Source organism: Leptolyngbya sp. AN10, from assembly GCF_050565645.1.
Classification (GTDB): Bacteria; Cyanobacteriota; Cyanobacteriia; order Leptolyngbyales; family Leptolyngbyaceae; genus Leptolyngbya.
This window is the reverse complement of record NZ_JBNXVP010000005.1, coordinates 17,834-39,832: the sequence shown is the minus strand read 5'-3', so window position 1 is coordinate 39,832 and position 21,999 is coordinate 17,834. Positions and strand designations below refer to the sequence as shown.

At 47.8% G+C, this 21,999-nt stretch carries 24 protein-coding genes; 18 read left to right on the top strand and 6 right to left on the bottom strand.

Annotated features, from left to right (window positions below):
• Positions 1–52: 52 nt before the first annotated feature.
• The 6 genes from ACQ4M5_RS08550 to tnpA all read left to right on the top strand — a co-directional run bounded on the left by ACQ4M5_RS08550 (position 53) and on the right by tnpA (position 4,557).
• Positions 53–793, top strand: a complete 741-nt coding sequence (locus ACQ4M5_RS08550; protein WP_430675162.1) for a DUF3153 domain-containing protein — start codon at positions 53–55, stop codon at positions 791–793.
• Between the two features lie 6 nt (positions 794–799).
• Positions 800–1,885, top strand: coding sequence for an AI-2E family transporter (locus tag ACQ4M5_RS08545; protein WP_430675160.1), 1,086 nt, complete (start codon positions 800–802; stop codon positions 1,883–1,885).
• A 64-nt stretch (positions 1,886–1,949) separates the two neighbouring features.
• Positions 1,950–2,312: a lipopolysaccharide assembly protein LapA domain-containing protein gene (locus ACQ4M5_RS08540; protein ID WP_430675159.1), complete on the top strand. Its 363-nt coding sequence runs from the start codon at positions 1,950–1,952 to the stop codon at positions 2,310–2,312.
• A gap of 127 nt (positions 2,313–2,439) precedes the next feature.
• Positions 2,440–3,261 (top strand): segregation/condensation protein A, encoded by an 822-nt coding sequence (locus tag ACQ4M5_RS08535; RefSeq protein ID WP_430675158.1) that lies wholly within the window; start codon positions 2,440–2,442, stop codon positions 3,259–3,261.
• Between the two features lie 5 nt (positions 3,262–3,266).
• Positions 3,267–3,845: a Uma2 family endonuclease gene (locus ACQ4M5_RS08530; protein WP_430675156.1), complete on the top strand. Its 579-nt coding sequence runs from the start codon at positions 3,267–3,269 to the stop codon at positions 3,843–3,845.
• A 295-nt stretch (positions 3,846–4,140) separates the two neighbouring features.
• Complete coding sequence (gene tnpA, locus ACQ4M5_RS08525; RefSeq protein WP_430675155.1) at positions 4,141–4,557, top strand: IS200/IS605 family transposase; 417 nt, start codon at positions 4,141–4,143, stop codon at positions 4,555–4,557.
• A gap of 252 nt (positions 4,558–4,809) precedes the next feature.
• Here tnpA and ACQ4M5_RS08520 read toward each other — a convergent pair whose 3' ends face one another.
• Entirely contained in the window at positions 4,810–5,322 is a 513-nt protein-coding gene (locus tag ACQ4M5_RS08520) for a hypothetical protein (RefSeq protein ID WP_430675154.1), read from the bottom strand.
• Positions 5,323–5,497: 175 nt separating this feature from the next.
• On the opposite strand from ACQ4M5_RS08520, the gene ACQ4M5_RS08515 reads away from it, so the two are divergent.
• From ACQ4M5_RS08515 to ACQ4M5_RS08495, 5 genes are all read left to right on the top strand, one after another.
• Positions 5,498–5,788, top strand: a complete 291-nt coding sequence (locus ACQ4M5_RS08515; RefSeq protein ID WP_430675153.1) for a helix-turn-helix domain-containing protein — start codon at positions 5,498–5,500, stop codon at positions 5,786–5,788.
• Complete coding sequence (locus tag ACQ4M5_RS08510; RefSeq protein ID WP_430675152.1) at positions 5,785–6,054, top strand: hypothetical protein; 270 nt, start codon at positions 5,785–5,787, stop codon at positions 6,052–6,054. Before ACQ4M5_RS08515 ends, ACQ4M5_RS08510 begins: the two co-directional genes overlap by 4 nt.
• Positions 6,055–6,084: 30 nt before the next feature.
• Positions 6,085–6,771, top strand: a complete 687-nt coding sequence (locus ACQ4M5_RS08505) for a diacylglycerol/polyprenol kinase family protein (protein WP_430675151.1) — start codon at positions 6,085–6,087, stop codon at positions 6,769–6,771.
• A 158-nt stretch (positions 6,772–6,929) separates the two neighbouring features.
• The gene (locus ACQ4M5_RS08500) at positions 6,930–7,532 is read left to right on the top strand and encodes a DUF3038 domain-containing protein (RefSeq protein ID WP_430675150.1); all 603 of its coding nucleotides are present in this window, start codon (positions 6,930–6,932) and stop codon (positions 7,530–7,532) included.
• 21 nt (positions 7,533–7,553) lie between these two features.
• Positions 7,554–8,885: a DUF4335 domain-containing protein gene (locus ACQ4M5_RS08495; protein ID WP_430675149.1), complete on the top strand. Its 1,332-nt coding sequence runs from the start codon at positions 7,554–7,556 to the stop codon at positions 8,883–8,885.
• A gap of 53 nt (positions 8,886–8,938) precedes the next feature.
• Here ACQ4M5_RS08495 and ACQ4M5_RS08490 read toward each other — a convergent pair whose 3' ends face one another.
• Positions 8,939–10,792, bottom strand: coding sequence for a serine/threonine protein kinase (locus tag ACQ4M5_RS08490; protein WP_430675148.1), 1,854 nt, complete (start codon positions 10,790–10,792; stop codon positions 8,939–8,941).
• Between the two features lie 486 nt (positions 10,793–11,278).
• On the opposite strand from ACQ4M5_RS08490, the gene ACQ4M5_RS08485 reads away from it, so the two are divergent.
• The 3 genes from ACQ4M5_RS08485 to ACQ4M5_RS08475 are packed head-to-tail and all read left to right on the top strand — an operon-like array spanning position 11,279 to position 12,375.
• Positions 11,279–11,488, top strand: a complete 210-nt coding sequence (locus ACQ4M5_RS08485; protein WP_430675147.1) for a DUF2997 domain-containing protein — start codon at positions 11,279–11,281, stop codon at positions 11,486–11,488.
• 42 nt (positions 11,489–11,530) lie between these two features.
• Positions 11,531–11,917 carry a DUF1257 domain-containing protein gene (locus ACQ4M5_RS08480; RefSeq protein ID WP_430675146.1) on the top strand — a complete coding sequence of 129 codons (387 nt, stop codon included), beginning with the start codon at positions 11,531–11,533 and terminating at the stop codon, positions 11,915–11,917.
• Positions 11,917–12,375, top strand: a complete 459-nt coding sequence (locus tag ACQ4M5_RS08475; protein WP_430675145.1) for a ferredoxin — start codon at positions 11,917–11,919, stop codon at positions 12,373–12,375. The genes ACQ4M5_RS08480 and ACQ4M5_RS08475 overlap by 1 nt, the downstream gene beginning before the upstream one ends.
• Before the next feature lie 57 nt (positions 12,376–12,432).
• On the opposite strand, the gene ACQ4M5_RS08470 is transcribed toward ACQ4M5_RS08475, so the two are convergent.
• From ACQ4M5_RS08470 to ACQ4M5_RS08455, 4 genes are all read right to left on the bottom strand, one after another.
• Positions 12,433–12,987 carry a hypothetical protein gene (locus ACQ4M5_RS08470; RefSeq protein WP_430675144.1) on the bottom strand — a complete coding sequence of 185 codons (555 nt, stop codon included), beginning with the start codon at positions 12,985–12,987 and terminating at the stop codon, positions 12,433–12,435.
• 89 nt (positions 12,988–13,076) lie between these two features.
• Positions 13,077–14,300, bottom strand: a complete 1,224-nt coding sequence (locus tag ACQ4M5_RS08465) for a type II secretion system F family protein (RefSeq protein ID WP_430675143.1) — start codon at positions 14,298–14,300, stop codon at positions 13,077–13,079.
• Positions 14,301–14,347: 47 nt separating this feature from the next.
• Positions 14,348–15,460 (bottom strand): type IV pilus twitching motility protein PilT, encoded by a 1,113-nt coding sequence (locus ACQ4M5_RS08460; protein WP_430675142.1) that lies wholly within the window; start codon positions 15,458–15,460, stop codon positions 14,348–14,350.
• Between the two features lie 74 nt (positions 15,461–15,534).
• The gene (locus ACQ4M5_RS08455) at positions 15,535–17,535 is read right to left on the bottom strand and encodes a GspE/PulE family protein (RefSeq protein ID WP_430675141.1); all 2,001 of its coding nucleotides are present in this window, start codon (positions 17,533–17,535) and stop codon (positions 15,535–15,537) included.
• A 199-nt stretch (positions 17,536–17,734) separates the two neighbouring features.
• Between ACQ4M5_RS08455 and grpE the strand changes: the two genes are divergently transcribed.
• The 4 genes from grpE to ACQ4M5_RS08435 all read left to right on the top strand — a co-directional run bounded on the left by grpE (position 17,735) and on the right by ACQ4M5_RS08435 (position 21,998).
• Positions 17,735–18,412 carry a nucleotide exchange factor GrpE gene (gene grpE / locus ACQ4M5_RS08450; RefSeq protein ID WP_430675140.1) on the top strand — a complete coding sequence of 226 codons (678 nt, stop codon included), beginning with the start codon at positions 17,735–17,737 and terminating at the stop codon, positions 18,410–18,412.
• A 181-nt stretch (positions 18,413–18,593) separates the two neighbouring features.
• Complete coding sequence (dnaK, locus tag ACQ4M5_RS08445) at positions 18,594–20,543, top strand: molecular chaperone DnaK (protein WP_430675139.1); 1,950 nt, start codon at positions 18,594–18,596, stop codon at positions 20,541–20,543.
• A gap of 88 nt (positions 20,544–20,631) precedes the next feature.
• Complete coding sequence (gene dnaJ, locus ACQ4M5_RS08440) at positions 20,632–21,762, top strand: molecular chaperone DnaJ (protein WP_430675138.1); 1,131 nt, start codon at positions 20,632–20,634, stop codon at positions 21,760–21,762.
• Positions 21,759–21,998 (top strand): sulfurtransferase TusA family protein, encoded by a 240-nt coding sequence (locus ACQ4M5_RS08435; RefSeq protein WP_430675137.1) that lies wholly within the window; start codon positions 21,759–21,761, stop codon positions 21,996–21,998. Before dnaJ ends, ACQ4M5_RS08435 begins: the two co-directional genes overlap by 4 nt.
• Position 21,999 lies beyond the last annotated feature (1 nt).

Sequence of the window (21,999 nt, the reverse complement as noted above, 5' to 3'; positions counted from 1 at the left end):
ATCGTCGATCGTGAGCCATTATAGAAATCGCTGATTCGATCGCCCCCTAGATATGTTTGCAAAATTCTTCCGACTATTCAAAACCTGCATCATTCTTGTATTTGTCGCACTTGTGACTTCTGGTTGTGTCAACTACGATGTGGGAATTCAGTTTGAGAGTCCAAACCGGGGGGCGATCGTGCAGCGAATTCAACTTGACGATCGCTTAAGCACATTCACAAGCGGGACAGCACAATCTTGGCTTTCAAACATTGATCAGCGAGTCAAACGATTACAAGGCAAAACTCGAAAGCTTTCAAATCAAGAAGTTTTAGCCACAATTCCGTTTAGTAGCGGACAAGATTTAGAGAAGAAATTTAATCGTTATTTTAGTGAAGAACTGGCATCAAAGATTCGGAATAAAAAGCCGATCGATTTGCCTAAAATTGATTCTAAATTACAAGTTAAACAAGGCAATTTCATCTTATTTGAACGAACTCGATTAATTTACGATGTGGACTTGCGATCGCTGGGTGTCGCTGATGGTTTAGTTAATCCAAATTCGCTTCTAGAACTAGAATTCAGCATTGATGCACCTTGGGGAGCCAGTAGCTCAACCAAAAACAGCACCGTTCATCGAGATGGAAAACGGGTGATTTGGACACTTCAACCCGGTCTGCAAAATCATATTGAAACTGCATTTTGGATGCCTAGCCCGCTTGGAATTGGAACCGTAATTGTAATTGCGATCGTAGCGACGGGTATCTATTTCAAAAATCAACAGTTACCGCCTGCGGCTAAACCTGCGGTCTAATCCACTATGGCGCGTCGTTCACAAGATTTGCAGCGATGGTTAATTATTGGCTTAAGCGGTCCAATCATCGCTTTAAATGTTTGGCTGCTTAGTCAATTATTTACCTATTTCGATCATCTAATTGCGATTCTAACGATTTCTGCAATTCTGGCTTTCTTGCTTAATTATCCTGTTCGAGCGTTTCAGCAATTTGGAATCAAACGACAAGGTGCGATCGTCATTGTTAGCGTAATTACGATCGCGCTTTTAGCGATTCTCGCAACCACATTAATGCCGATCCTATTATCTCAAACAACGCAGCTTTTAGAAAAGATTCCAGGATGGCTAGAAACCAGTCGCTTAAATTTAGATGCTTGGGATAATTGGGCAAGAGAGCGAAATTACCCGATCGATCTTAGAGGATTCGGAGGTCGCTTAAGCACACAAATTGAAAGCCAACTGCAAAACATTGCACCTCAAGCATTAGGACTGGCATTAGGTACATTAACCGGATTAGTCGATACAATCCTAGTCATTGTTCTAGCCTTTTATATGTTGCTTTATGGAGCGCAACTTTGGCATGGATTACTGAATTTAATTCCAGCTAAATTTTCGATTCCATTTGGCGATTCACTTCGTAAGAACTTCCATAATTTCTTTCTCAGCCAAATCCTTCTAGCGCTATTTATGGCACTAGCAGTTATTCCGATTTTTACTGCCTTAAAAGTCCCCTTTACGCTCGTATTCTCATTAATTATTGGAATCGCTGAAGTCATTCCATTTATCGGTGCAGCGCTAGGAATTGGACTCGTCACTCTGATCATCGCGCTTCAAAACTGGTGGTTAGCCTTGCAAGTTGCGATCGCTTGCATGATCCTTCAGCAAATCCGCGACAATCTCCTCGCTCCGAAGATTATGGGCGATTTCACAGGCTTAAACCCGCTCTGGATCTTCATTGCCTTACTAATCGGATTACAAGTTGCAGGAATTCTCGGAGTCATTGTTGCCGTTCCGATCGCAGGCACAATCAAGGGCACGATCGATGCGATTCGCCATCCTGAACCCCCGATCGTCATTCCACCCGAAAAAGAGCTTCCTCCGCCACTTGATTAGATTTTCTTTACATCACATCGAATCGAACCTTGGTAGACTAGCGGCGTGATTTGGAGCATCAACGATGAGACAAGTTAACTTCGTAATCATTTTCGTAATTTGTTTAGCGCTGGTTCTGTTTGGAATCGAGAACACTGAACCCGCAGTGATTCACATTGTTAAAAACATTCAGTTTCAAGCCCCGTTATCGATCGAACTGATTTTGGCAGCCGGAATTGGAGCCGTTTTAGCTTGGGTGTTTAGCGTGTGGTCGCAAGTTCAGAAAACCGTCGAAATCCGCAAAGAAGTCACCGTTCGCGACGATCGTATTCACGAACTCGAAGACAACTTAGAACGCTACAAAGCCGAACTCGAAGAACAACAGCGACTTTTACCTGCTGCTCAAACCGTTCAAGATGCCGAATCGCGTGAAATTTACGCTCAATAAATGGAAAATCTGGGTGGTTTAACGAGTCGAGACTTAAGTTTTTGTGTACCATTGACGCTATTAGCTTTTATCGTGCTAACTGCCGTCTATTTCGCACGAGTCAAGATTCGCTAACTTCCTCCCATTTATGCCAGTCTCCCTTGCTGAAGACGCGATCGCGCTTTTAATTGATTTAGCTGAACGCGGCGAAATTGACCCGTGGGATGTGAAAGTGATTGATGTCATCGATCGCTTTCTGAGTGAGCTTGCCCCTGCAACCGGACGAGAACTCTACGAGGCAAACCTCACCCAGTCAGGGCAAGCTTTTTTGTATGCGTCGATGTTGCTACTCTTAAAAGCAAATACGCTGGCTCAAGTTGATACCACTCCAGAACTTTCAGAATTTCCTGAAGGCGGCGAATTCCTCGACGAAATGGAATTCACGCAGACCACTTTACCGCTGAATTTAGAACGTCAACTGCGTCGAAGAGCCGTCGCCCAACCGCCCAAACGCCGACGAGTAACGCTAAAAGAACTAATCGAACAACTGCAAATTATTGCGATCGCGCTCGAAGAAAAAGAGCCACGCGCCCGAATCAAACGCACAAAAATCCCAAGAGCCGAAGCCGTTAAAGCGATCGCGGCTCTGGCACACGAGGAAAATCTGTCTGAAATGGCAGTCGCGATCGAAGGCTTTTTCGCGGATCACTGGTCAGATGTCTCAAAAGGACAAGACTGGATCGATTTTGAACTGGTTCTAGAATTCTGGGTCGCCGTTCAAGAACGCAATAATAAGATCGAGCCGCATCACTCCGAAAACTATGAGCGAGTCGGCGTATTTTGGGCGCTGTTGCTACTCTCTGCCCAATCGAAGGTTGAATTATCCCAGGATGAGTTTTATCAAGAATTGCGGGTGAAATCTCTTGTCGGTTTACCGATCGAGCTTGCGGAAACTATTTTAGCGGACTAAAAGCCATGACAGCCCTAGTAATTAATCTCAAACCCACGATCGAGCTTACCGATGACGAATTTCTTAACTTCTGCCAACAGAATCCAGATCTCAGAATCGAATCAACCGCAGAAGGAGCATTAATCGTCATGCCGCCAACGGGAGGAGGTTCTGGAAAACGCAATGCGGATTTAACAGTAGATGTTGGACTCTGGAATCGTCAGACTAATCTAGGAGTCGTGTTTGATTCTTCGACCGTCTTCAAGCTACCAAATGAAGCCAGACGATCGCCTGATGTTGCCTGGATCACAAACGATCGCTGGAATGCTCTATCTCTTGAAGACCAAGAACGCTTTCCCCCGATCGCGCCTGATTTCGTCATCGAACTGCGCTCCCGAACCGACGACATTGAGGATCTCGAAGCCAAAATGCAAGAGTACATGGAAAATGGAGTGCGTCTAGGCTGGCTACTCGACCCGATTACAAAACAAGTCAAGATCTACCGCCAAGGCGAACCCGTCGAAACCCTACAAAATCCTGCGACGCTTTCTGATGAGGCGGTTCTACCAGGATTCGTCCTCGATCTCAGCCGCGTTTTTCGCTGAGTTAAAGGCTTGTGAAATGAACGATCGATGTTCAAAATCGCTCTGCCTAGATGCGAGTAATACTAGCGAAATGGAAGGATGGATCGTCGATTGCATGACCCGCCCAGAGCAGTCATATGGGCAAAATTAGCATGCAAAATTAGCGAATTGTCGATCGCATAACCCGCCCGGAAATGAATCTCCGGGCTAATGGGAGAAACCCCGTTAAAACGGGCTAGGAGTTCATCTTTAGCTGAAGAGGCAAACTTTGGAAAGGGGCATTTTGAAAAGAGAAATACTTTTCAGATGAGACTTCATGGCGCTTTGGAAACTTCACTACCATCTCGTTTGGGCAACAAAAAATCGGCAGCCTCTGATCACGCCCACTCGCGAACCTGAACTGTACCAATATCTACAGCAAAAGACGAATGCGCTTAACTGTATCTGTCATGCCGTAGGTGGAATGGCAGATCACATTCACCTGATTGTTTCAATCCCGCCAACATTAGCAATTTCAGATTACGTCTGTCGCGTCAAAGGCGGTAGCTCTCACTATGTCAACCACAGCCTGCCCTCTGAGCCTCTAGCCTTTGCTTGGCAATTAGAATACGGTGTGTTTTCAATGGGCGAGTCTCAATCCCCGACAGCGATCGCTTACGTCCAAAATCAAAAGCGCCATCACGAAAACGGCTCCCTAATTCGCGCCCTAGAAATCCACCTTCCTCCCTCCTAACCTCTCTCCTCCCACCCCAAAGCGCATCCCACCTCTTAGCCCGCTTCAGCGGGGTTTCTCCCATTAGCCCGGAGATTTATTTCCGGGCGGACACCAACGCAGCGATTGATCCTCAACTGCTCGATCGCATTCATCACCGCTGGATTCATTTCCGGGCGGACACCAACGCAGCGATTGATCCTCAACTGCTCGATCGCATTCATCACCCTGAATTCATTTCCGGGCAGACACCAACGCAGCAATCCATTTCCGCTAACTACTAAACCGCTCCAACCACCGTCGAATCCTGATCTTTCCTGCCACATAAAAGGGCAATTGATAATGTTCTGCCATGAGCCAAGCCACAAACGCGAAGTGGCAGAAAAACGTCAGACTAATCCAAAACGTCGGAAACCAATTGCCTGAAGCGCCATCCAACGGAACAAAGATCTGAGCAGGCAGCCAAATTAAACCCGGCGGCAAAATAACGAGCGCGATTCCGACAATCCAAATGACGATCGACAAATCCAAATCCGTCTGATTTGCCGCTTGCCACTTCCGCCCCGTCCATTTCCAGGTCATCGGCTGCGAACTATCTTCGACGTGAACCGTTTGCTCTTTCAGATTCGCAGTAAAAATATGGCGGCAGAAATTACAAGCAAATGCATCCATCAGCGTTAAGCCTTCCACCTGTCCATGCCGACAAATCGGACAAGGATAAGCCTCTTGATAATTCAACGTGCGTCGCTCTGAAGCTGCGATCGAGCCAGATTTCGGATGCTGCATAATCGTTCTAAATTTCAGCCTCTCTTAGTCTAGCGATTTTCCAATATTCAATGCTGATTCGTCCACATCCCTTCAACTTCAATTGTTTCTATCAGAGATTCCATTTGCGAATTGAGCATTTCCACCTAGAATAGAATTGACGATAAGTACATATACACATCGTAAGGATAGTTCTATGTCAGACGGTGAATCTCAAGTACAAGCGCCGCTTTCCGAACGCGAGTTGCAGGTTATTGAATTAGTAGCCGCTGGCTTAACGAATCAAGACATCGCGGAAAAACTCGAAATCAGCAAGCGCACAGTAGACAATCACATCAGCAATATTTTGACGAAGACCGAAACCGAAAATCGGGTCGCCCTCGTCCGCTGGGCACTCCAGTGGGGCAAAGTGTGTCTTGATGAAGTAAACTGCTGCACCTTGCCGCCCTACAATCCGAATAGCAACGGCAACGGAACATCGGCATGAGTTACACAGTTCAAAATCCCACTTTACCGCTGGCGGTTTATCGAGAAGTTGCAGCGCATTTGACCCAAGTGGATGGCGTTCAAACCCGCTTAACGCCCCAAACGTCCCAACAGTTTGAGTACAAACTCTCACAGATCGGTAGTTTAGAAATTGAATTTTCTGATCCAACCGATTCGCAAGCCCGGACTCAGGTTGAGCAAATTCTGGCGTATTATGGCGATCGCTTTGGCTCTTGGACGATTCTTTCCGATCCCGAAACCCGTTAGAGTTAAGACATCGGGTTAGATGGCAAACTTGTGAGTTCTGACTGGATTCATTCTCTCTTCGGGCAAATTGCGATCGTCCTTCTCTGGCTGTCGATCGTGGGCGTGTGCGCTGAAATCGTCAATCGTGTGACGGGCAATAACGAATTGGTTCGCAAAGTCGTTCACATCGGCACAGGAAACGTAATTCTGCTTGCCTGGTGGCTCAATACTCCAATGTGGCTAGGCGTGAGCGCTTCGATTCTGTTTAGCGCAGTTGCTCTCATTTCCTATTACGTTCCAATCCTGCCCAACATCAACAGCATCGGGCGAAAAAGCTTCGGAACATTTTTTTATGCGGTCAGTATCGGCGTTTTAGTCGCTTGGTTTTGGGCAATTTCCCAGCCGCAATTTGCTGCGATCGGCATTCTCGTCATGACCTGGGGAGACGGATTCGCCGCTTTAATCGGTCAACGCTTCGGCAAACATTCCTACCGATTGTGGGACATGAAAAAAAGTTGGGAAGGCTCAGGCGCGATGGCACTGATTAGCTTTACCGTTTGCGCTCTAATTCTGTTATTCACGATCGGCAATATCTGGCAAATCTGGCTTATCTCGATCGTTATAGGATTGAGCGCTGCTACTCTAGAAGCCTTTTCCAAATTTGGCATCGACAATTTAACCGTACCGATTTCGAGTGCAGCGATCGCCTTCTTCCTCACCCAAGCCCTAATTTTCTAAAATTTCCTCCAATCGGCAGAAGTTTTTCATCTCTTTCAGTCTCTAGCCTGATTTGTGGTTGAATTTAGGCGAGGAAACAAATTGAAATTAAGCGAGTCGCTTGTTTCAAGACCTGTAACCATCCACCCATTGCCAGGGTGCTTATATACGCTGAATCTATGACCTCGATCGTGCAGCCAACCGCCTCCCCCTCCAACTGGGAAGATCCGCATCTTTCCGCCCAGCCGAATCCCGACCAGTTAGACAACATCAAAGCCCAACTGGATCTCATTCTGCTGGCACTCGAAGCGATCGCAAACCTCTCTTCGGAAGCCATGCTCCAAGCCGCCTCCGAACTCAATCTCGAATCGATGATTAGCGATCGTGTGTCTCTTTGGCGGTTGCGCCAATCGAGTCCCCTACGCAAAGGACAAGGCGGACGTAAAAAGCTCGATGTCGATGAAGCACGCGCTCTCACCCTGATTATCTGTCACCTGGCAAAACAACAGAATGAACTCATCCGTCGTGCCGTTGCTTTACTTGAACAACTCACGGAACAAAATCGCGAACCGCACCAAGCCGCCCTTTTAGGCAATTACTTGGACACGTTCCACAACACTTATCAAGAGCGAATGGAACACGGAGAAACAATTTCCACTGAAGCTCTCACCCATCTCGCGCTCAAACTTTTAATCGATCTCCTGTTCTACGGCAGTCCCCAAGGCGTTCGCCGACTTTGGCTGACTTTGCTTGATCGCTCCCTGCCCACTCCTCCGAACTGACGCGCTCAACCTTTGAACCCCATGTCCTCACCTACCTCTGTCATCCGCCGTTACACCCCACCCACTTGTACTCTAGAGATCGCAGCGAAAGATTCACCCCTGTCTCGCTGGATGGGGCAATCCGTCTTAAAAAATCTCCGCTTCAAACTCAGCTTTGACGATCCACGAGTCAGCGAAGACCAATGGATCACCGTTAGAGGCGATCGCAATCAACTTCAAGCCCTTACCGATGCAGTCAGCCACTACGTCCAAAACTTCCTCAGTCAATCGAGTCGCTTCAGCACCCAATCCTCGATCGGTGTCGCTGAACCTGTGACTGATTTCCTCACTCAAGCCGAACAAAATTCCGCTGGAATTCACTTAAAACCGAAAGGATTAATCTCGCACGAACTTCATCTCGGATCGCTTGCTAACGAATCATCTGGCGCAGTTCTATCTCTCAGCGCTGTTCAACTTGCAGATTTAGCGACCGCACTTGATGAATGTTCCGCTGATGTCACCACCCTTCCCAACTTAGAAAAACCACGTTGGCAGACAGTTACACCCGCTTGGGGCACGATCGCAGCAGCGGTGATTGTCGCTGTAGGAGTGACAGCCTCGATCGCTCGTGTCTTCGAGCCAACTGCACCCACTCAAACTGCCACCAGCCAAGGAGCCAGCAGCAACGATCAACGGCTTCCAGTGCAACCTCTACCAGCGACACCCGCACCGAATACGATCGCAACCCTTCCCACTGCTCCCCCTCCCTTAACCACACTCCCCCCAACCACCACTCCTCCCGCTCCCGGCATCTCAACCACTCCAACTCAACCCGATCAAGCGCCCCGTCTCAAAGTCGCTCAAGAAGCGCCTGTTAGCCCTCCTCCCCAACTTGAGATTCCGATCCGAGATGTGCCCGTTCCTGCCATTCCCGATCAAACCAAAATTTCTCAAGCGCCATCAACTGCGAGATCTTCACCCAGTCCGAACGCCGAGCCAGTTCCGGCATCAAGTTCGACTGAAACTGCTCGAAGCATTGCTCCCGCCGCAGCAAGTCTACAAGCCAATCCACCTCGACCCGTCCCCGCAGGCGCAACAATTCCTCAAGTTGCTGAAGTCAGAACGTACTTCCAAAAAAATTGGAAGCCACCTCAAGGAATGATCGAAGATATTGAATATCGACTGACGCTTAAAGCAGATGGCACGATCGATAGAATCGAGCCGCTCGGTCAAGAGGCAGTTCGCTTGCTCGATGCTTCTTTCCCCGTAACAGAGCAGGAATTCGTCTCCCCGATCAAAGGTGGCGGAACACCTGTGATTCGATTGCGATTGACTCCAAAAGGAGTCGTTCAAACCTTTTTAGAAGCGCAATAAGAAAAAGGCGATCGCACTACACGATCGCCCTTCGTTACCTGTAAATCAAACCCTTAATAGATCTCGAAGCCCAGAGCAAAATCCTGTTTTTGTTTTGAGGAAACTTCGATCGTGTACTCTCCATCCATCGGCAGTCGATTCTTCCAATTTCGCGACTCTGCGGAGCTACCCCCAATTCGTTGTCCATTCGGAGCCAACACCACAAGGGCGACATCACCTTTGAGCGCTCGAACTGCCATAATCTGACCCGCTGCGGCTTTTAGTAGATACCGCCGAGTCTTCTTGGGTTGAGCTTCTCCGGTGACAGTTGTTTGATTCTGACCACGAGGGAATCGAACGTGTTGAACATTGGAGTTGATAAATTGGGAAACAGGTGTAATCGTCACATCTAGAGAATAAGCTCCGGTTCCTGTCACTTCGATCCGGTACTGATCCGTTTTCGGCAGTTGCCCAGTCCAACTCCGAGTTTGATGCGATGAATTGTCGATCGCTTGTCCGTTCTGCTGGAGCAAATTCATGAAGACCCCTGCACCCTCGATCGTCACAATCATGATTTGCCCTTGAGATGCACCAACGGTATAGGTGTGAGAATTTCGCTCCACCAGATTCCCCTGCACGACCGCTGAGATTTCTCCTGGTGTAAAAATGATTTGTTTCGGTTTGCCGTTGCTAGTATCTCCAGTGTTCCGAAACGGTGCATCTGCCCTAATTTGTTGTGTGCTAGGAAGCGGTTCAGTCATCCGAAACAAATGCAATCCGATTCCGCTAGAAACCAGTAAACTCGTCGCGATCGCAGCAGGCACAGCCCATTGACTCAGGGTTGCTGCCCTTTTTGGAGAACTTCTAGAAAGACCAGATTTTGGCGTATCCGAAGCGCTATTTTCAGAATTGCTAGTCATAAATAGCTGTGTTCTAATCGTCGCGGCAGTTCGCTTGAGACTGATATCTCGTGCCGCAGGTGCAATATCTTGATCGATCGGGGCGGGAGGCTGCACCATTGGATTCAGCAACGTGCTTTTAACTGATCCTTCCATCAAAGGTTGTAAATCTGCCCAAGCTTCTCGTGCGGATTGATAGCGATCGTTCGGATGCAGCGCCAACATTTTCTGAAGAACACTCGCCAACCCTTCACTAATCTGCGTGTAAGGCTGCCACTGCCAGGCCAAAGTTTGACTATCTAACAACGATTGCGGTTCTCGTCCTGTAAGCAGCACCAAACAAGTTGCACCTAGAGCATACAGATCGCTATGAGGCGAAACATTTCCAGTTTGCAATTGTTCGGGTGGAGCATATCCCACCTTACCGACTCGCGTAATCGTTGAAATGATTGGCCAATGGCTTGCCGCTTCCTTCACGGCTCCAAAATCGATTAGAACAGGCAATCCTTGATTCGTGGTCAGTGTAACTTCTGCTGGAATCACCATCTCACGGGCTTCTCGTGTTCTGAGAATAATGTTTTCAGGTGAGATATCCCGGTGAACAATATCTCGATCGTGTAGATAGGTCAGAACTGGCAACAGATGATTCAACAAGTGGAGAATTTCAGCCTCTGAAAACGCTTCTCCTTGCTGCCGCCGAGTTTGCAGTAGATTTCGATAAGTCTGCCCTTGTACGAAGTCCTGAACTAGAAACAACCGCTGATCGCTTTCAAACGCTGCCCAAAATCGTGGAATTTGCGGGTGTTGAATCTGATAAAGCGTACTTGCCTCCCGCTGAAAGAGCGTTTTGGCTTTCTCTACCAAACCATCATCCTGATACGGAACAGTAAACTCTTTAATGACGCAGAGTTCGTTAAAGCGCTCTTGGTCGATCGCAAGATAAGTTCGTCCAAATCCTCCTTGACCGAGAACTTGCTTGATGAGATACCGTTGCCGTAGTAGCGTTCCTGACGTGATAGAAGACACCATGATGGATTGTAAAGTTCTAGAGATAGAACAAAAGATGACTCACTGTAGCCATTTTTACTCATCTTTTACTGAGACTCCTATGGGGCAAGACCCCTCATTCAAAGAAATCGCATGACGGGCTTGAACGAGCAATAAGTAAAATGCGTCTACTTACTCCGTATTTTCACGTAAGCATCTTGCTGGATCGAGACTCTGGAAAATTGATCCTCCCGAACGGGGATCAGCCTACCGATAGAAGTATACGAGACTTGAACAAATACATATTTATGTAAAGCGTTTCAACCGATTTTTATCTTGACTCTATTCTGAAGTTAAGCGAAACTGACAGTTAATCAGAAACCACTTCTATTAGCTACGAAGTTCTGTAACGTTTTAAAGTGAAATAGCCAAGTTCTTAAAAATAGGTAAATTTCGATTGTCTCAATTGAGATTTATCTCTAGGCAAACCGCTGTTTTGCAAGATAACTTTTACCTTGGGCAAAGCGAATGGAGACGTTAGAGTTCATCATTTATCCAGATGGTCGAGTGCAAGAAAAAGTGACTGGAATCGTTGGAAAATCCTGCGAGGAAGTGACTGCCGCGATCGAGGCTCAATTGGGTCGAGTCATTACCCAAGAGCAAACTTCTGAGTACTTTGCCCAAACCGTCCAACAGTCCGAGACTGTAAAAACCCAAGCGACATATAGCGATTGGTAAGTTTGTTTACACCCCTTACAACTTGATTCGTAACTATTTGCCATGTCACACTTTAGCCAAATCAAAACTCAAATTCGTAATCTTACTTCCTTGCAGTCTGCACTGTCTGACCTAGGAATGGACTGGAAATCGGGTCCGCGTGATGTCCGGGGCTATCGCGGACAAACTCAAGCTGCGGAAGTCGTAATCGAACAAAATAATGGCTACGATGTGGGTTTTGCTTGGAACGGTCACGAGTATGAATTGGTGGCTGACCTACAATTCTGGAATCTAGACAACTCGGTCGATCGCTTTTTGAGCAAGGTCACTCAACGCTATGCGTATCACACGATCGTGAATGAAAGCGCTCAAAAAGGCTTCCAAGTGTCTGAGCAACAGAAGAATGAAGATGGTTCTATTCGTCTAGTCCTACAGCGCTGGAGTGCGTAATGTCTGACTCCTTTCAACTGTCCGACGGTGATTCCTCCTCGGAACGCTCTGGTCTAGAGCCTGAATTAGGCGGGTTTCTACGTGAAGCTGAAGGGCGATCGGGTCTTGAACCTGAGTTGGGAGGAGTGTTTCGACAGCGCGGCGTTTATGTCGATGAGATTACCTGCATCGGCTGTAAACACTGCGCTCATGTGGCACGAAATACGTTTTACATCGAACCAGATTATGGTCGATCAAGAGTCATTCGACAGGATGGCGATTCTGAAGAACTGATTCAAGAAGCGATCGATACCTGCCCAGTCGATTGTATTCACTGGGTAAATTACGCTGAGTTGAAGCAACTAGAGGAAGAGCGAAAGTATCAAGTGATTCCGGTTGCTGGATTTCCCGTTGATCATGCGATGGTTACAGTGAATCGACGCAAGCGTAAAGAAAAGACGAAGCGCAATCAAAGTTAGATAAAAGGCTCTAGGTGAAACGCCTGGAGCCTTTTTTTATTCCTCGATCTGGTTCGATTAAATCGTTTCTTCTAAGACCTCGGTTTTGCCCTGAATCGCAAATGGAAGATGTGACCCGCTCAATCCTCGCTTGATCCGCTCAGGAGTGTCTTCAAACACCACAAAAAGCGGATAAATCTTATCGGCTCCATCGTTTAGAAAGTGTTGATATCTAGACGGCAACACCCACTCGTAATCTTTACCAAGCATCAGTTGTGTCCGCCGCCATCGACCGAGTAATTCTGAAAAATCCTCGTTTGGTCGGTGAATGAATACAAAGATTTCTTTGCCCGTCTTGATTTTCCATTCTGGGTCGCACATCAAAATTGCGAGTTCACAGGGAAGAAGCTGGGATTCAACAGTTGTGACATTTGTTGCATTTGCAGTCGGTGTGGTGTGGCGAATTCGCACGATCGGTAATGGAATCGTGATGATACTCTCTTCGACGCGCCGCATACTTGGAATCAGTTCGAGGTAGACGCGATGACACTTCAAAAGCTCGATCGCTTCGATCGGATGACTATAGGTTGCGAGTAATTCCTCGTACTGAATTTTTTGAGCAGAAATTTCCATAACACTTCATGAACGGTAAAGGTCAGATGTCAGGGAGTAAAAGCCCTATCCATCTGACCCAAATCAACAAAAGTTCCGTTTCAGACGATTTAACCGAGCTTGTCGAAAATTGCGAACATCGGTAAGTACATTGCAACTAGAATACTTCCGACCATACCACCGAGAAACAGAATCATGATCGGTTCCATAATGCTCGTTAACGCTTTTACAGCTTGTTCCACTTCGTCTTCGTAGAAGTCAGCCACTTTCATCAGCATTTTATCGATTTCTCCAGTTTCCTCGCCGATGCTGATCATCTGAATTGCCATCGCTGGGAAAACTTGCTCTTTTTGCAGGGCGATGCTAATCATTCCACCTGTCTGAATTTCTTTGCGGGCTTCGTCGATCGCATTCGCAACAATCTGATTTCCTGATGTATCCCGTACAATCTCTAAGCAAGTCAGAATTGGAACCCCCGATCGGGTTAATGCTCCGAAAGTCCGACAAAATCTTGCAGTTGCAGTTTTTTGGATCAGATCACCAAACAGCGGCATTTTGAGAAAAAAGCGATCCATCGTTTCCCGACCAACGCGCGTTTTGTAGTACTGCTTGTAGGCAAAAACGATCAGCGGAACAATGATTAACAGGCTGAATGCTGCGGGACTGGTAAGAAATGCACTAACGTCCAGCATGAACTGAGTGAAAGCAGGCAAATCTCCCCCCAGTTGTTTAAAGATTCCAGCAAAGATTGGAATCAAAAAAATCGTCATCCCTAGGAAGATTGCAGTCGCAAGAAAGCCAACGACAACCGGATAGCTCATGGCTGACTTAATCTGGTTCTGCAAGCGTGCGACATCTTCAAGCAACTTCGCAAGACGGTTCAGAACTTCATCAAGTACCCCACCTGTTTCCCCAGCCTGCACCATACTGACGTATAAGCCATCAAAACACTGAGGGTGTTTCCGCATCGCATCCGATAAGTTCACCCCCTGCTGGACATCGGCACTAATTTCCATCAGCGCTTTTTTCAGCTTGGGATTTGTGCATTGCTCTGCCAAGACACCCAGACCTCGAACCAGTGCAACACCTGCATTCACCAGTGCTGCAAATTGACGAGAGAAAACAGCTCTGTCTTTAACTGTGACAGAGACCATTGAGGTTTGGAATTTCGCAAAGCTCGAATTGAGATCGAAGCTTTCATTTTCTTTCAGTTCTTGCACAAACAAGCCTTGTTCGCGCAACGCCGATCGCGCATCACTCAGAGAGTCTGCAACGATCTTTTCTTTTTTGGCGTTTCCTTTAGCGTCTCGGACGCGGGCAACGTAGGTTGGCATAACGTTTCAGTAGGGGTAATGAGAACTTGGATGCGATGGGAACGGGATTAGCGCTTCATGGCTGCACCAGCAACGGCTCCATTGGGAGTTCCCCCGATCAAACGCTGGAGTTCATCTGGGCGAGAGGTTTTGGAGGCAGCCGCTTCAAATGTGATCAGTCCCGCTTTGTACTGATCGGCGAGGACTTTCTCAAGTGTTTGCATTCCAAGTTTTCCGCCTGTTTGAATCGCGGAATAGATTTGGGCGGTCTTTCCTTCGCGGATCAGGTTCGCGATCGCTGGAGTCACGATCATGATTTCTTGCGCCATAACTCGTCCGTATTCACCCGGCTTGGGATTCTTCTTGGGAACCAGAGTTTGGCTGAATACCGCAACGAGCGAATTAGAAAGCTGAACTCGAACTTGGGTTTGGCGCTCGGATGGAAAGACATCGATCATCCGGTCAACGGTTTGAGCAGCGGAACTGGTGTGCAAGGTTCCAAAGACTAAGTGACCTGTTTCAGCCGCAGAAATCGCGAGTGAAATCGTTTCTAAGTCCCGCATTTCCCCGACCAAGACGATATCTGGGTCTTCACGGAGCGCGGCTTTTAGAGCGTTGGCGAAACTCTTCGTATCTTCACCGAGTTGACGTTGGTGGACGAGGCTCTTGATGGGTTCGTAGACAAACTCGATCGGGTCTTCGATCGTCAAAATATGCTCAGCACGAGTGCGGTTGATCAAATCGATCATTGCCGCCAATGTCGTCGTTTTTCCTGATCCAGTGGGACCTGTGACGAGAATCAAACCTCTCGGTTTTTCTGACATTTCTCGTACAACATCAGGAAGATTCAGCTTCTCAAAGTTCGGAATTTTGGAACTGAGCGCCCGTAAACAAGCGGCATAGGTTCCACGATCCTTGTAAACATTTACTCGGAATCGTGCTAGTCCGCGAACACCGTAAGAACAGTCAAGCTCCCAGTTTTGCTCTAAGGTTTTGCGCTGGGTGTTGTTCAGCATACTGAAGATCAGACGCTGACACTCTTCTGAACTGAGAACTTGATCGCTGATCGGCTGAAGATGTCCACTGATTCGGAAATAAGGCGGCAGTCCAGCAGTCAGGTGCATGTCTGACCCACCCATTTCGATCAGTTGTTCCATTAAATCTTCGATCATCATTTCCATAAGATCTGCTCCTGATTGCTGAGATAAAAAGGATTGGAAAGCTGAAAATTAGTCTGCCCTTGAGGAAGAAGAAATTAATCTTGGAATCGAGGTGTAGTGCAGTAGTGGCAATCGAGCCAGTCTTGCTGCATTTCTGCGCTACAAGTCCGACAGGTGAGCGAACTTTTTCGTTTTGCTTTAAGTTCTGCTTCAAGTCCGGTATCGGTGAAGGTGACACGCTCGATTTCTTCCAAGGTGCAAAGTCCTTGGCGCACGAGGTCTAAGCTGTAAGCAAGAAGCGTTTGCATTCCTTCTTCCACCGCGACCTCTTTGATTCGCTCAGTCGGTGCGCCTTCAGTAATCAACGTTTGGAGCGATTCGGTTACTCGCATGACCTCGTAAACACCCAGTCGCCCTTTATAGCCAACGCCATTACACTTCTGGCAAAGTTGGTTTCGTTCCCGCGCCTCTTGAATTTCGTGTCCGTTGAGCGTATTCGCCTTGTAGAGCGTTAACTGAGCATCGCTGGAACTGGTCAAGCCAAACCGAGAAAGTTCAGCAGGGGTCGGAGTGTAAGGAATCCGGCATTCGTCGCAAACCTTTCGGACAAGACGTTGAGCGACAACGCCGAGCAAAGCACCCGAAACCATGAAGGGTTCAACACCCATTTCATCGAGTCGAGCGATCGCACCTGCCGCATCATTCGTGTGTAGAGTGGTCAAAACCAAGTGACCTGTTAATGCAGCTTCGATCGCTGTTTTCGCCGTTTCCTTATCTCGCGTCTCACCGACTAGAATCACATCAGGGTCTTGTCGGAGGAACGCTCTCAAAATCGCGGCAAAGTCCATTCCTTTTTCGCGGATCACCTGAACTTGAGTAATACCAGGGAGTGAATACTCGATCGGGTCTTCGGCTGTACTGATATTGACTCCAGGATCATTCCGTTCAGCCAGTGCTGAATAAAGTGTGGTCGTTTTACCTGATCCAGTCGGACCGGTAACAAGGATGAGACCGAAAGGACGCTTCACCATTTCTTGAACGATTTTGAGTGAAGTTTCGTCGCCGATCAACTTATCTAAACCGAGTTGGGTCGCAGAGTTATCAAGAATCCGCAGTACGACTTTTTCACCGTAGCGGCTGGGAAGTGTGTTCACCCGAAAATCGACTTTCCGACCGTCATAGATTCGGCGAATCCGACCGTCTTGAGGTTGGCGACGTTCTGCAATATCCAATTGAGCAATAATTTTGAAACGTGCTACAACTGCCGGGATAATTTTCTTCGGAAATGGTTCAAATGCTTCTCGGAGTACACCGTCCTTACGGAATCGGATGCGAAGCGATTCTTCTTGTGGCTCGATGTGAATGTCAGACACCGCCATTTGAAGCGCTTTAATCAGAACTTTGTTGACTAATGCAATAATTGGAGCCGCTTCAGCATCAGCCGACGCATCCAGATCCATTTCTGCACTGTCGTCATCTTTCAGTTCCGCAAGTCCTTCCAAGCCTTCAAGATCAGAGCGAACATCGACTCTAGATTGGGCTTCGAGTTGTTTCTCTTGCTCCAGACGCGCATCCATATAAGTGGACATAATGCGCTGGTAATCGTCGATCGTAATAACCAATCGCTGAAGTCCCAACCCTTTCGGACGCAGAATTCGATTTAATTCGTCTTGAGCAGCGAGATTGTCCGGATCAACCATTGCCACAAGAAGGGATGGCGGATTGCCCTCATTTTGAGATAACGGAATTAAGTTGTAGCGGCGACAAAGCTCGATCGGGATTAGATCGCCAATGAGTTGACCGATTTGAGCCGAAGACACTTGATTTAGTTCAGGATCTAGCGATTCAACTCCGTAGAGAATCTTCAACTCAAACAGTTGCTGCTTCTTGTATTGGCGAATCAGATCTGGGGACAATTGCTGACCCGTCATCGACTCTAGAACTGCCGTGAGCGGTCTTCCTGACTTGCGACATTCGATCAGGGCTTGTTGCATCTGCTCGTTATTGACGTAGCCAGATTGAATTAATTTATTACCGAACGGCGAAAAATTGTTTTGAACGACAAGCGCACGCCGCTGAGAAGAAGAATTTGTCATAACGGATGAACGAAGATCACCTTATTGATGATTCCCAAAATGTTTTTTGAAGAACGCTTAAAGTTGAACTCAAGCGGTCAAACCGGAATCAGTGCGATATGATGCTTATCGATTAAGCGGTGCGGCATCCGACAGCCCATTCGCTACGATGGAAGAGGCTTGCTTAAGCCAGCGTTCTATACAGGGAAATTAGCGCACAATGATCGACGAACAAAATCAGCAGCAGCCCGAAGAAGTTCAAGCACCCGTCAGCGAATCTTCTGAAACTCCTCCTCCGTCTGAGCCGACGAGTGAGGCTGTAGAGACAGAAGTTGTGGCGGAAACTCCAACCGAAGAAGATACGACGGATTATGAAGCGGCGTTTATGGAACTTCGATCGAACTATGCCGCCAAAGAACGAGAAATCGAAGGTCTGAAAAAACAGGCTGAAGAACTGAATAATCAGTACATGCGAATTGCCGCCGATTTCGAGAACTTCCGCCGCCGGACTCAAAGAGAGCGAGAAGAACTAGAAACCCAAATTAAGTGCAATACCGTGAAAGAGTTGCTTCCGGTTGTGGACAACTTTGAACGAGCGCGATCGCAGATCAAGCCGCAAACCGAAGGCGAGTCGGCGATCCACAAGAGCTATCAGGGCGTTTATAAAGATATGGTCGATCGCTTAAAGAAAGTCGGGGTCGCACCGATGAAAGCGCAAGGCAAGGAATTTGACCCAAACCTGCACGAAGCGGTAATGCGTGAACCAACGAGCGAATATCCTGAAGGAGCCGTCGTGGAAGAATTGATGCGCGGCTATATGCTGGATGACAAAGTTCTCCGTCATGCAATGGTGAAGGTTGCATCACCCCCAGAAGACGGCTCAGGAAGTGAAGGTTAATGACTAGCTCTGTGAAAGTACCGAGACAAGTGAGTTTCGCTTGTTTGTGAACGCAACGTTAAGAAAACTCTGAAATAGGGAATCATCCGTAAAGTTAGTTCAGATATATCCGTACAGTACGGAGAACTAACTGAGAACTTACGTTCTGCGTTCACCTCGCGTACTTTTGGCAGCGCTAGATATGGGAAAAGTCATCGGCATCGACTTAGGAACTACCAACAGTTGTGTAGCAGTGTTGGAGGGCGGTCAGCCCGTTGTGATCACTAATTCGGAAGGTGGAAGAACCACGCCGAGTATGGTGGGATTTGGAAAGACGGGCGATCGCTTAGTCGGTCAGTTAGCAAAACGGCAGGCTGTCACCAACGCTGAAAATACGGTTTTTAGTATTAAGCGTTTTATTGGACGACGATGGGAAGATACGCAGATTGAGCGATCGCGGGTTCCTTATAACTGTGTCAAAGGAAAAGACGATACGGTTGATGTTCAGATTCGCGGTCGAAATTACACGCCGCAAGAGATCAGCGCGATGATCCTGCAAAAATTGAAGCAGGATGCAGAGAATTATTTGGGTGAAAGTGTTACTCAAGCCGTGATTACGGTTCCGGCTTATTTTAGTGATGCTCAACGGCAGGCGACCAAAGATGCAGGCACGATCGCTGGTCTTGAAGTTTTGAGAATCATCAATGAGCCGACTGCTGCCGCACTGGCTTACGGTCTGGAGAAACAAGACCAAGACCAATGCGTTTTAGTGTTTGACCTTGGCGGCGGAACGTTTGATGTCTCGATCCTTCAATTGGGCGATGGCGTATTTGAAGTGAAAGCGACCTCAGGGAATAACCACTTGGGTGGCGATGATTTTGATGCTTGTATTGTCGATTGGCTGAATGACATTTTCCGCCAGCAAGAAGGCATCGACTTGACGCAGGATAAGATGGCGCTTCAACGGCTAAGAGAAGCGGCTGAGAAGGCAAAAATCGAGCTTTCTGGAACTCTCAGCACGTCTATTAATCTGCCGTTTATTACCGCAGATGAAACTGGACCCAAACACTTAGAAATTGAATTAACTCGCGCCAAGTTTGAAGAGTTGGCGAGTCAATTGATTCAAGCCACGATCGAGCCAATGGAACAGGCGCTGAAAGACGCGAATTTAACCACTGAAGAAATCGATCGCATTCTTTTGGTCGGTGGTTCGACTCGAATTCCAGCGGTTCAAGATGCGTTGAAGAAGTTTTTTAACGGCAAGGCTCCCGATCGCTCTGTGAACCCGGATGAAGCTGTTGCGCTCGGTGCGGCGATTCAGGCTGGAGTCTTGGGCGGCGAAGTGAAAGACTTGTTGCTGCTTGATGTAACACCGCTTTCATTGGGGATCGAAACGTTAGGAGAAGTATTTACGCGAATTATCGATCGTAATACCACAATTCCCAGCAGCAAAACCCAAGTCTTCTCGACCGCAACGGATGGACAAACTTCTGTAGAAATCCACGTTCTACAGGGTGAACGGGCGATGGCGCGAGATAACAAGAGTTTGGGTAAATTCCAACTCACTGGAATTCCGCCAGCACCGAGAGGCGTTCCTCAAATCGAAGTGGCGTTTGAAATCGATGCCAATGGGATTCTGAAAGTTGCAGCCCGCGACAAGGGAACAGGACGCGCTCAAAGCGTTGAAATCTCGAATACAGGCGGATTAAGCAACAGTGAAATTGAGCGGATGCGGCAAGAATCAGAAATGTTCGCTGAGGAAGATAGCCGCCGGATGCAATTGGTCGAACTGAAGAATCAGGCGGATAGTCTGTTCCACAGTTATGAAACGACGCTGAAAGAAAATGGAATGGCGATCGCTGATTCACTGAAAGCGCAGGCAAATGAAAAAATTGCCCAACTAAGAAGCGCGATCGCTGATCCAAAGGTTAGTATCGATGAAGTGAAATTGCATCTCAATGGATTGCAGCAACTGTTGTATACCGTTGGGTCGGCAGTTTATGAAAATGTTCAACCGTTCGGGAATTCCACCTTTGAAACGAACACCGATTCTGGTATGAATTTTGAAGATGATACTGTCTCGGTGGATATGAGTGCATTCACCTTTGAGGCAGATGCAACCATGACTGCGGATTATGAGGCAGTCGATTAGTTGAGCGTGTAGGGTAGTAAGATAGGGAGTCTAGACTGTTACCCTACGCCTCCAGTTCAGCCCCCCTTACCCCTGAATCTCTACCCCTATGGCTCGTGATTACTACGAAATTCTTGGCGTTTCGCGTGATGCAGACAAGGAAGAAGTCAAGCAAGCCTTCCGTCGCCTTGCCCGAAAATATCACCCTGATGTTAACAAAGAGCCGGGTGCTGAAGAGCGATTTAAAGAGATCAACCGCGCTTACGAGGTGGTTTCTGATCCGGAGATGCGAGCGAGATACGATCGCTTTGGTGAAGCTGGAGTCGGTTCTGCGGCAAGCGCAGGCGGCTATCAGGACTTCGGCGATATGGGCGGCATTGCGGATATTTTTGAAAGTTTCTTTAGTGGATTTGGTGGCACAGCGGCGGGACAAACTCGACGGCGCGGCGGTCCGGTTCGAGGGGATGACCTGCGATTGGATCTGAAGCTCGATTTTCGGGAAGCGGTGTTTGGTGGCGAGAAGGAAATTCGCATCAGCCATTTAGAGACTTGTACGAACTGTACGGGTAGCGGAGCAAAGCCGGGAACCCGTCCACGGACTTGTACAACTTGTTCCGGTTCGGGTCAAGTTCGTCGAGCAACTCGTACCCCGTTTGGAAGCTTCACTCAAGTTTCAGTCTGTCCGACCTGTAATGGTACGGGTCAGATGATCGAAGAGAAATGTGAAGTCTGTGGCGGAAACGGACAGCGGCAGGAAACGAAGAAGCTGAAAATTACAATTCCGGCAGGGGTCGATAATGGAACTCGGTTGAGAGTATCGGGTGAGGGAGATGCGGGACAGCGAAGCGGTCCTTCGGGCGATTTGTATGTCTATCTCTTCATCAATGATGATGCTGACTTTCAGCGTGATGGAATCAATGTTCTGTCAGAAGTTAAGATCAGCTACCTTCAGGCGATTTTGGGATCTCGAATTGAGGTCAAAACGGTTGACGGTGAAGAAGAGTTGACAATTCCACCAGGGACGCAACCGGGAACGGTTCTAACCCTGGAAAATAAAGGTGTTCCGAAGCTTGGAAATCCGGTGAGCCGAGGTGATCATTTGATTACGGTATCGGTCGATATTCCGTCGCGGATTAGCCAAGAAGAGCGGGAATTGTTGGAGAAACTTGCGAAAATTCGAGGCGATCGGATCGGCAAAGGTGGCGTAGAAGGATTTATCGGGAAGATTTTCGGCGGATGAGTCAAGCAGCAGAAACTTCAGATGTGCAGATGGATTTGCGCGGGACTCCTTGCCCGATCAATTTTGTTCGCACCAAATTACGGTTAGAGCAGATGGCTCCTGGATCATTGCTGGAAGTGTGGCTTGATCCAGGGGAGCCGATCGAGCAAGTTCCTGACAGCCTCACGATGGAAGGTTATAAGATCGAGAGTATCGAAGATCGATCGAACTTTTTTGCGGTCAAAATTCGCCGTTAAC

Excerpts from the sequence above, each read along its gene's own strand:
- ACQ4M5_RS08550 (WP_430675162.1), top strand. The coding sequence starts at position 53 with ATGTTTGCAAAATTCTTCCGACTATTCAAAACCTGCATCATTCTTGTA.
- ACQ4M5_RS08545 (WP_430675160.1), top strand. The coding sequence starts at position 800 with ATGGCGCGTCGTTCACAAGATTTGCAGCGATGGTTAATTATTGGCTTA.
- ACQ4M5_RS08540 (WP_430675159.1), top strand. The coding sequence starts at position 1,950 with ATGAGACAAGTTAACTTCGTAATCATTTTCGTAATTTGTTTAGCGCTG.
- ACQ4M5_RS08535 (WP_430675158.1), top strand. The coding sequence starts at position 2,440 with ATGCCAGTCTCCCTTGCTGAAGACGCGATCGCGCTTTTAATTGATTTA.
- ACQ4M5_RS08530 (WP_430675156.1), top strand. The coding sequence starts at position 3,267 with ATGACAGCCCTAGTAATTAATCTCAAACCCACGATCGAGCTTACCGAT.
- tnpA (WP_430675155.1), top strand. The coding sequence starts at position 4,141 with ATGGCGCTTTGGAAACTTCACTACCATCTCGTTTGGGCAACAAAAAAT.
- ACQ4M5_RS08520 (WP_430675154.1), bottom strand. The coding sequence starts at position 5,322 with ATGCAGCATCCGAAATCTGGCTCGATCGCAGCTTCAGAGCGACGCACG.
- ACQ4M5_RS08515 (WP_430675153.1), top strand. The coding sequence starts at position 5,498 with ATGTCAGACGGTGAATCTCAAGTACAAGCGCCGCTTTCCGAACGCGAG.
- ACQ4M5_RS08510 (WP_430675152.1), top strand. The coding sequence starts at position 5,785 with ATGAGTTACACAGTTCAAAATCCCACTTTACCGCTGGCGGTTTATCGA.
- ACQ4M5_RS08500 (WP_430675150.1), top strand. The coding sequence starts at position 6,930 with ATGACCTCGATCGTGCAGCCAACCGCCTCCCCCTCCAACTGGGAAGAT.
- ACQ4M5_RS08495 (WP_430675149.1), top strand. The coding sequence starts at position 7,554 with ATGTCCTCACCTACCTCTGTCATCCGCCGTTACACCCCACCCACTTGT.
- ACQ4M5_RS08490 (WP_430675148.1), bottom strand. The coding sequence starts at position 10,792 with ATGGTGTCTTCTATCACGTCAGGAACGCTACTACGGCAACGGTATCTC.
- ACQ4M5_RS08485 (WP_430675147.1), top strand. The coding sequence starts at position 11,279 with ATGGAGACGTTAGAGTTCATCATTTATCCAGATGGTCGAGTGCAAGAA.
- ACQ4M5_RS08480 (WP_430675146.1), top strand. The coding sequence starts at position 11,531 with ATGTCACACTTTAGCCAAATCAAAACTCAAATTCGTAATCTTACTTCC.
- ACQ4M5_RS08475 (WP_430675145.1), top strand. The coding sequence starts at position 11,917 with ATGTCTGACTCCTTTCAACTGTCCGACGGTGATTCCTCCTCGGAACGC.
- ACQ4M5_RS08470 (WP_430675144.1), bottom strand. The coding sequence starts at position 12,987 with ATGGAAATTTCTGCTCAAAAAATTCAGTACGAGGAATTACTCGCAACC.
- ACQ4M5_RS08465 (WP_430675143.1), bottom strand. The coding sequence starts at position 14,300 with ATGCCAACCTACGTTGCCCGCGTCCGAGACGCTAAAGGAAACGCCAAA.
- ACQ4M5_RS08460 (WP_430675142.1), bottom strand. The coding sequence starts at position 15,460 with ATGGAAATGATGATCGAAGATTTAATGGAACAACTGATCGAAATGGGT.
- ACQ4M5_RS08455 (WP_430675141.1), bottom strand. The coding sequence starts at position 17,535 with ATGACAAATTCTTCTTCTCAGCGGCGTGCGCTTGTCGTTCAAAACAAT.
- grpE (WP_430675140.1), top strand. The coding sequence starts at position 17,735 with ATGATCGACGAACAAAATCAGCAGCAGCCCGAAGAAGTTCAAGCACCC.
- dnaK (WP_430675139.1), top strand. The coding sequence starts at position 18,594 with ATGGGAAAAGTCATCGGCATCGACTTAGGAACTACCAACAGTTGTGTA.
- dnaJ (WP_430675138.1), top strand. The coding sequence starts at position 20,632 with ATGGCTCGTGATTACTACGAAATTCTTGGCGTTTCGCGTGATGCAGAC.
- ACQ4M5_RS08435 (WP_430675137.1), top strand. The coding sequence starts at position 21,759 with ATGAGTCAAGCAGCAGAAACTTCAGATGTGCAGATGGATTTGCGCGGG.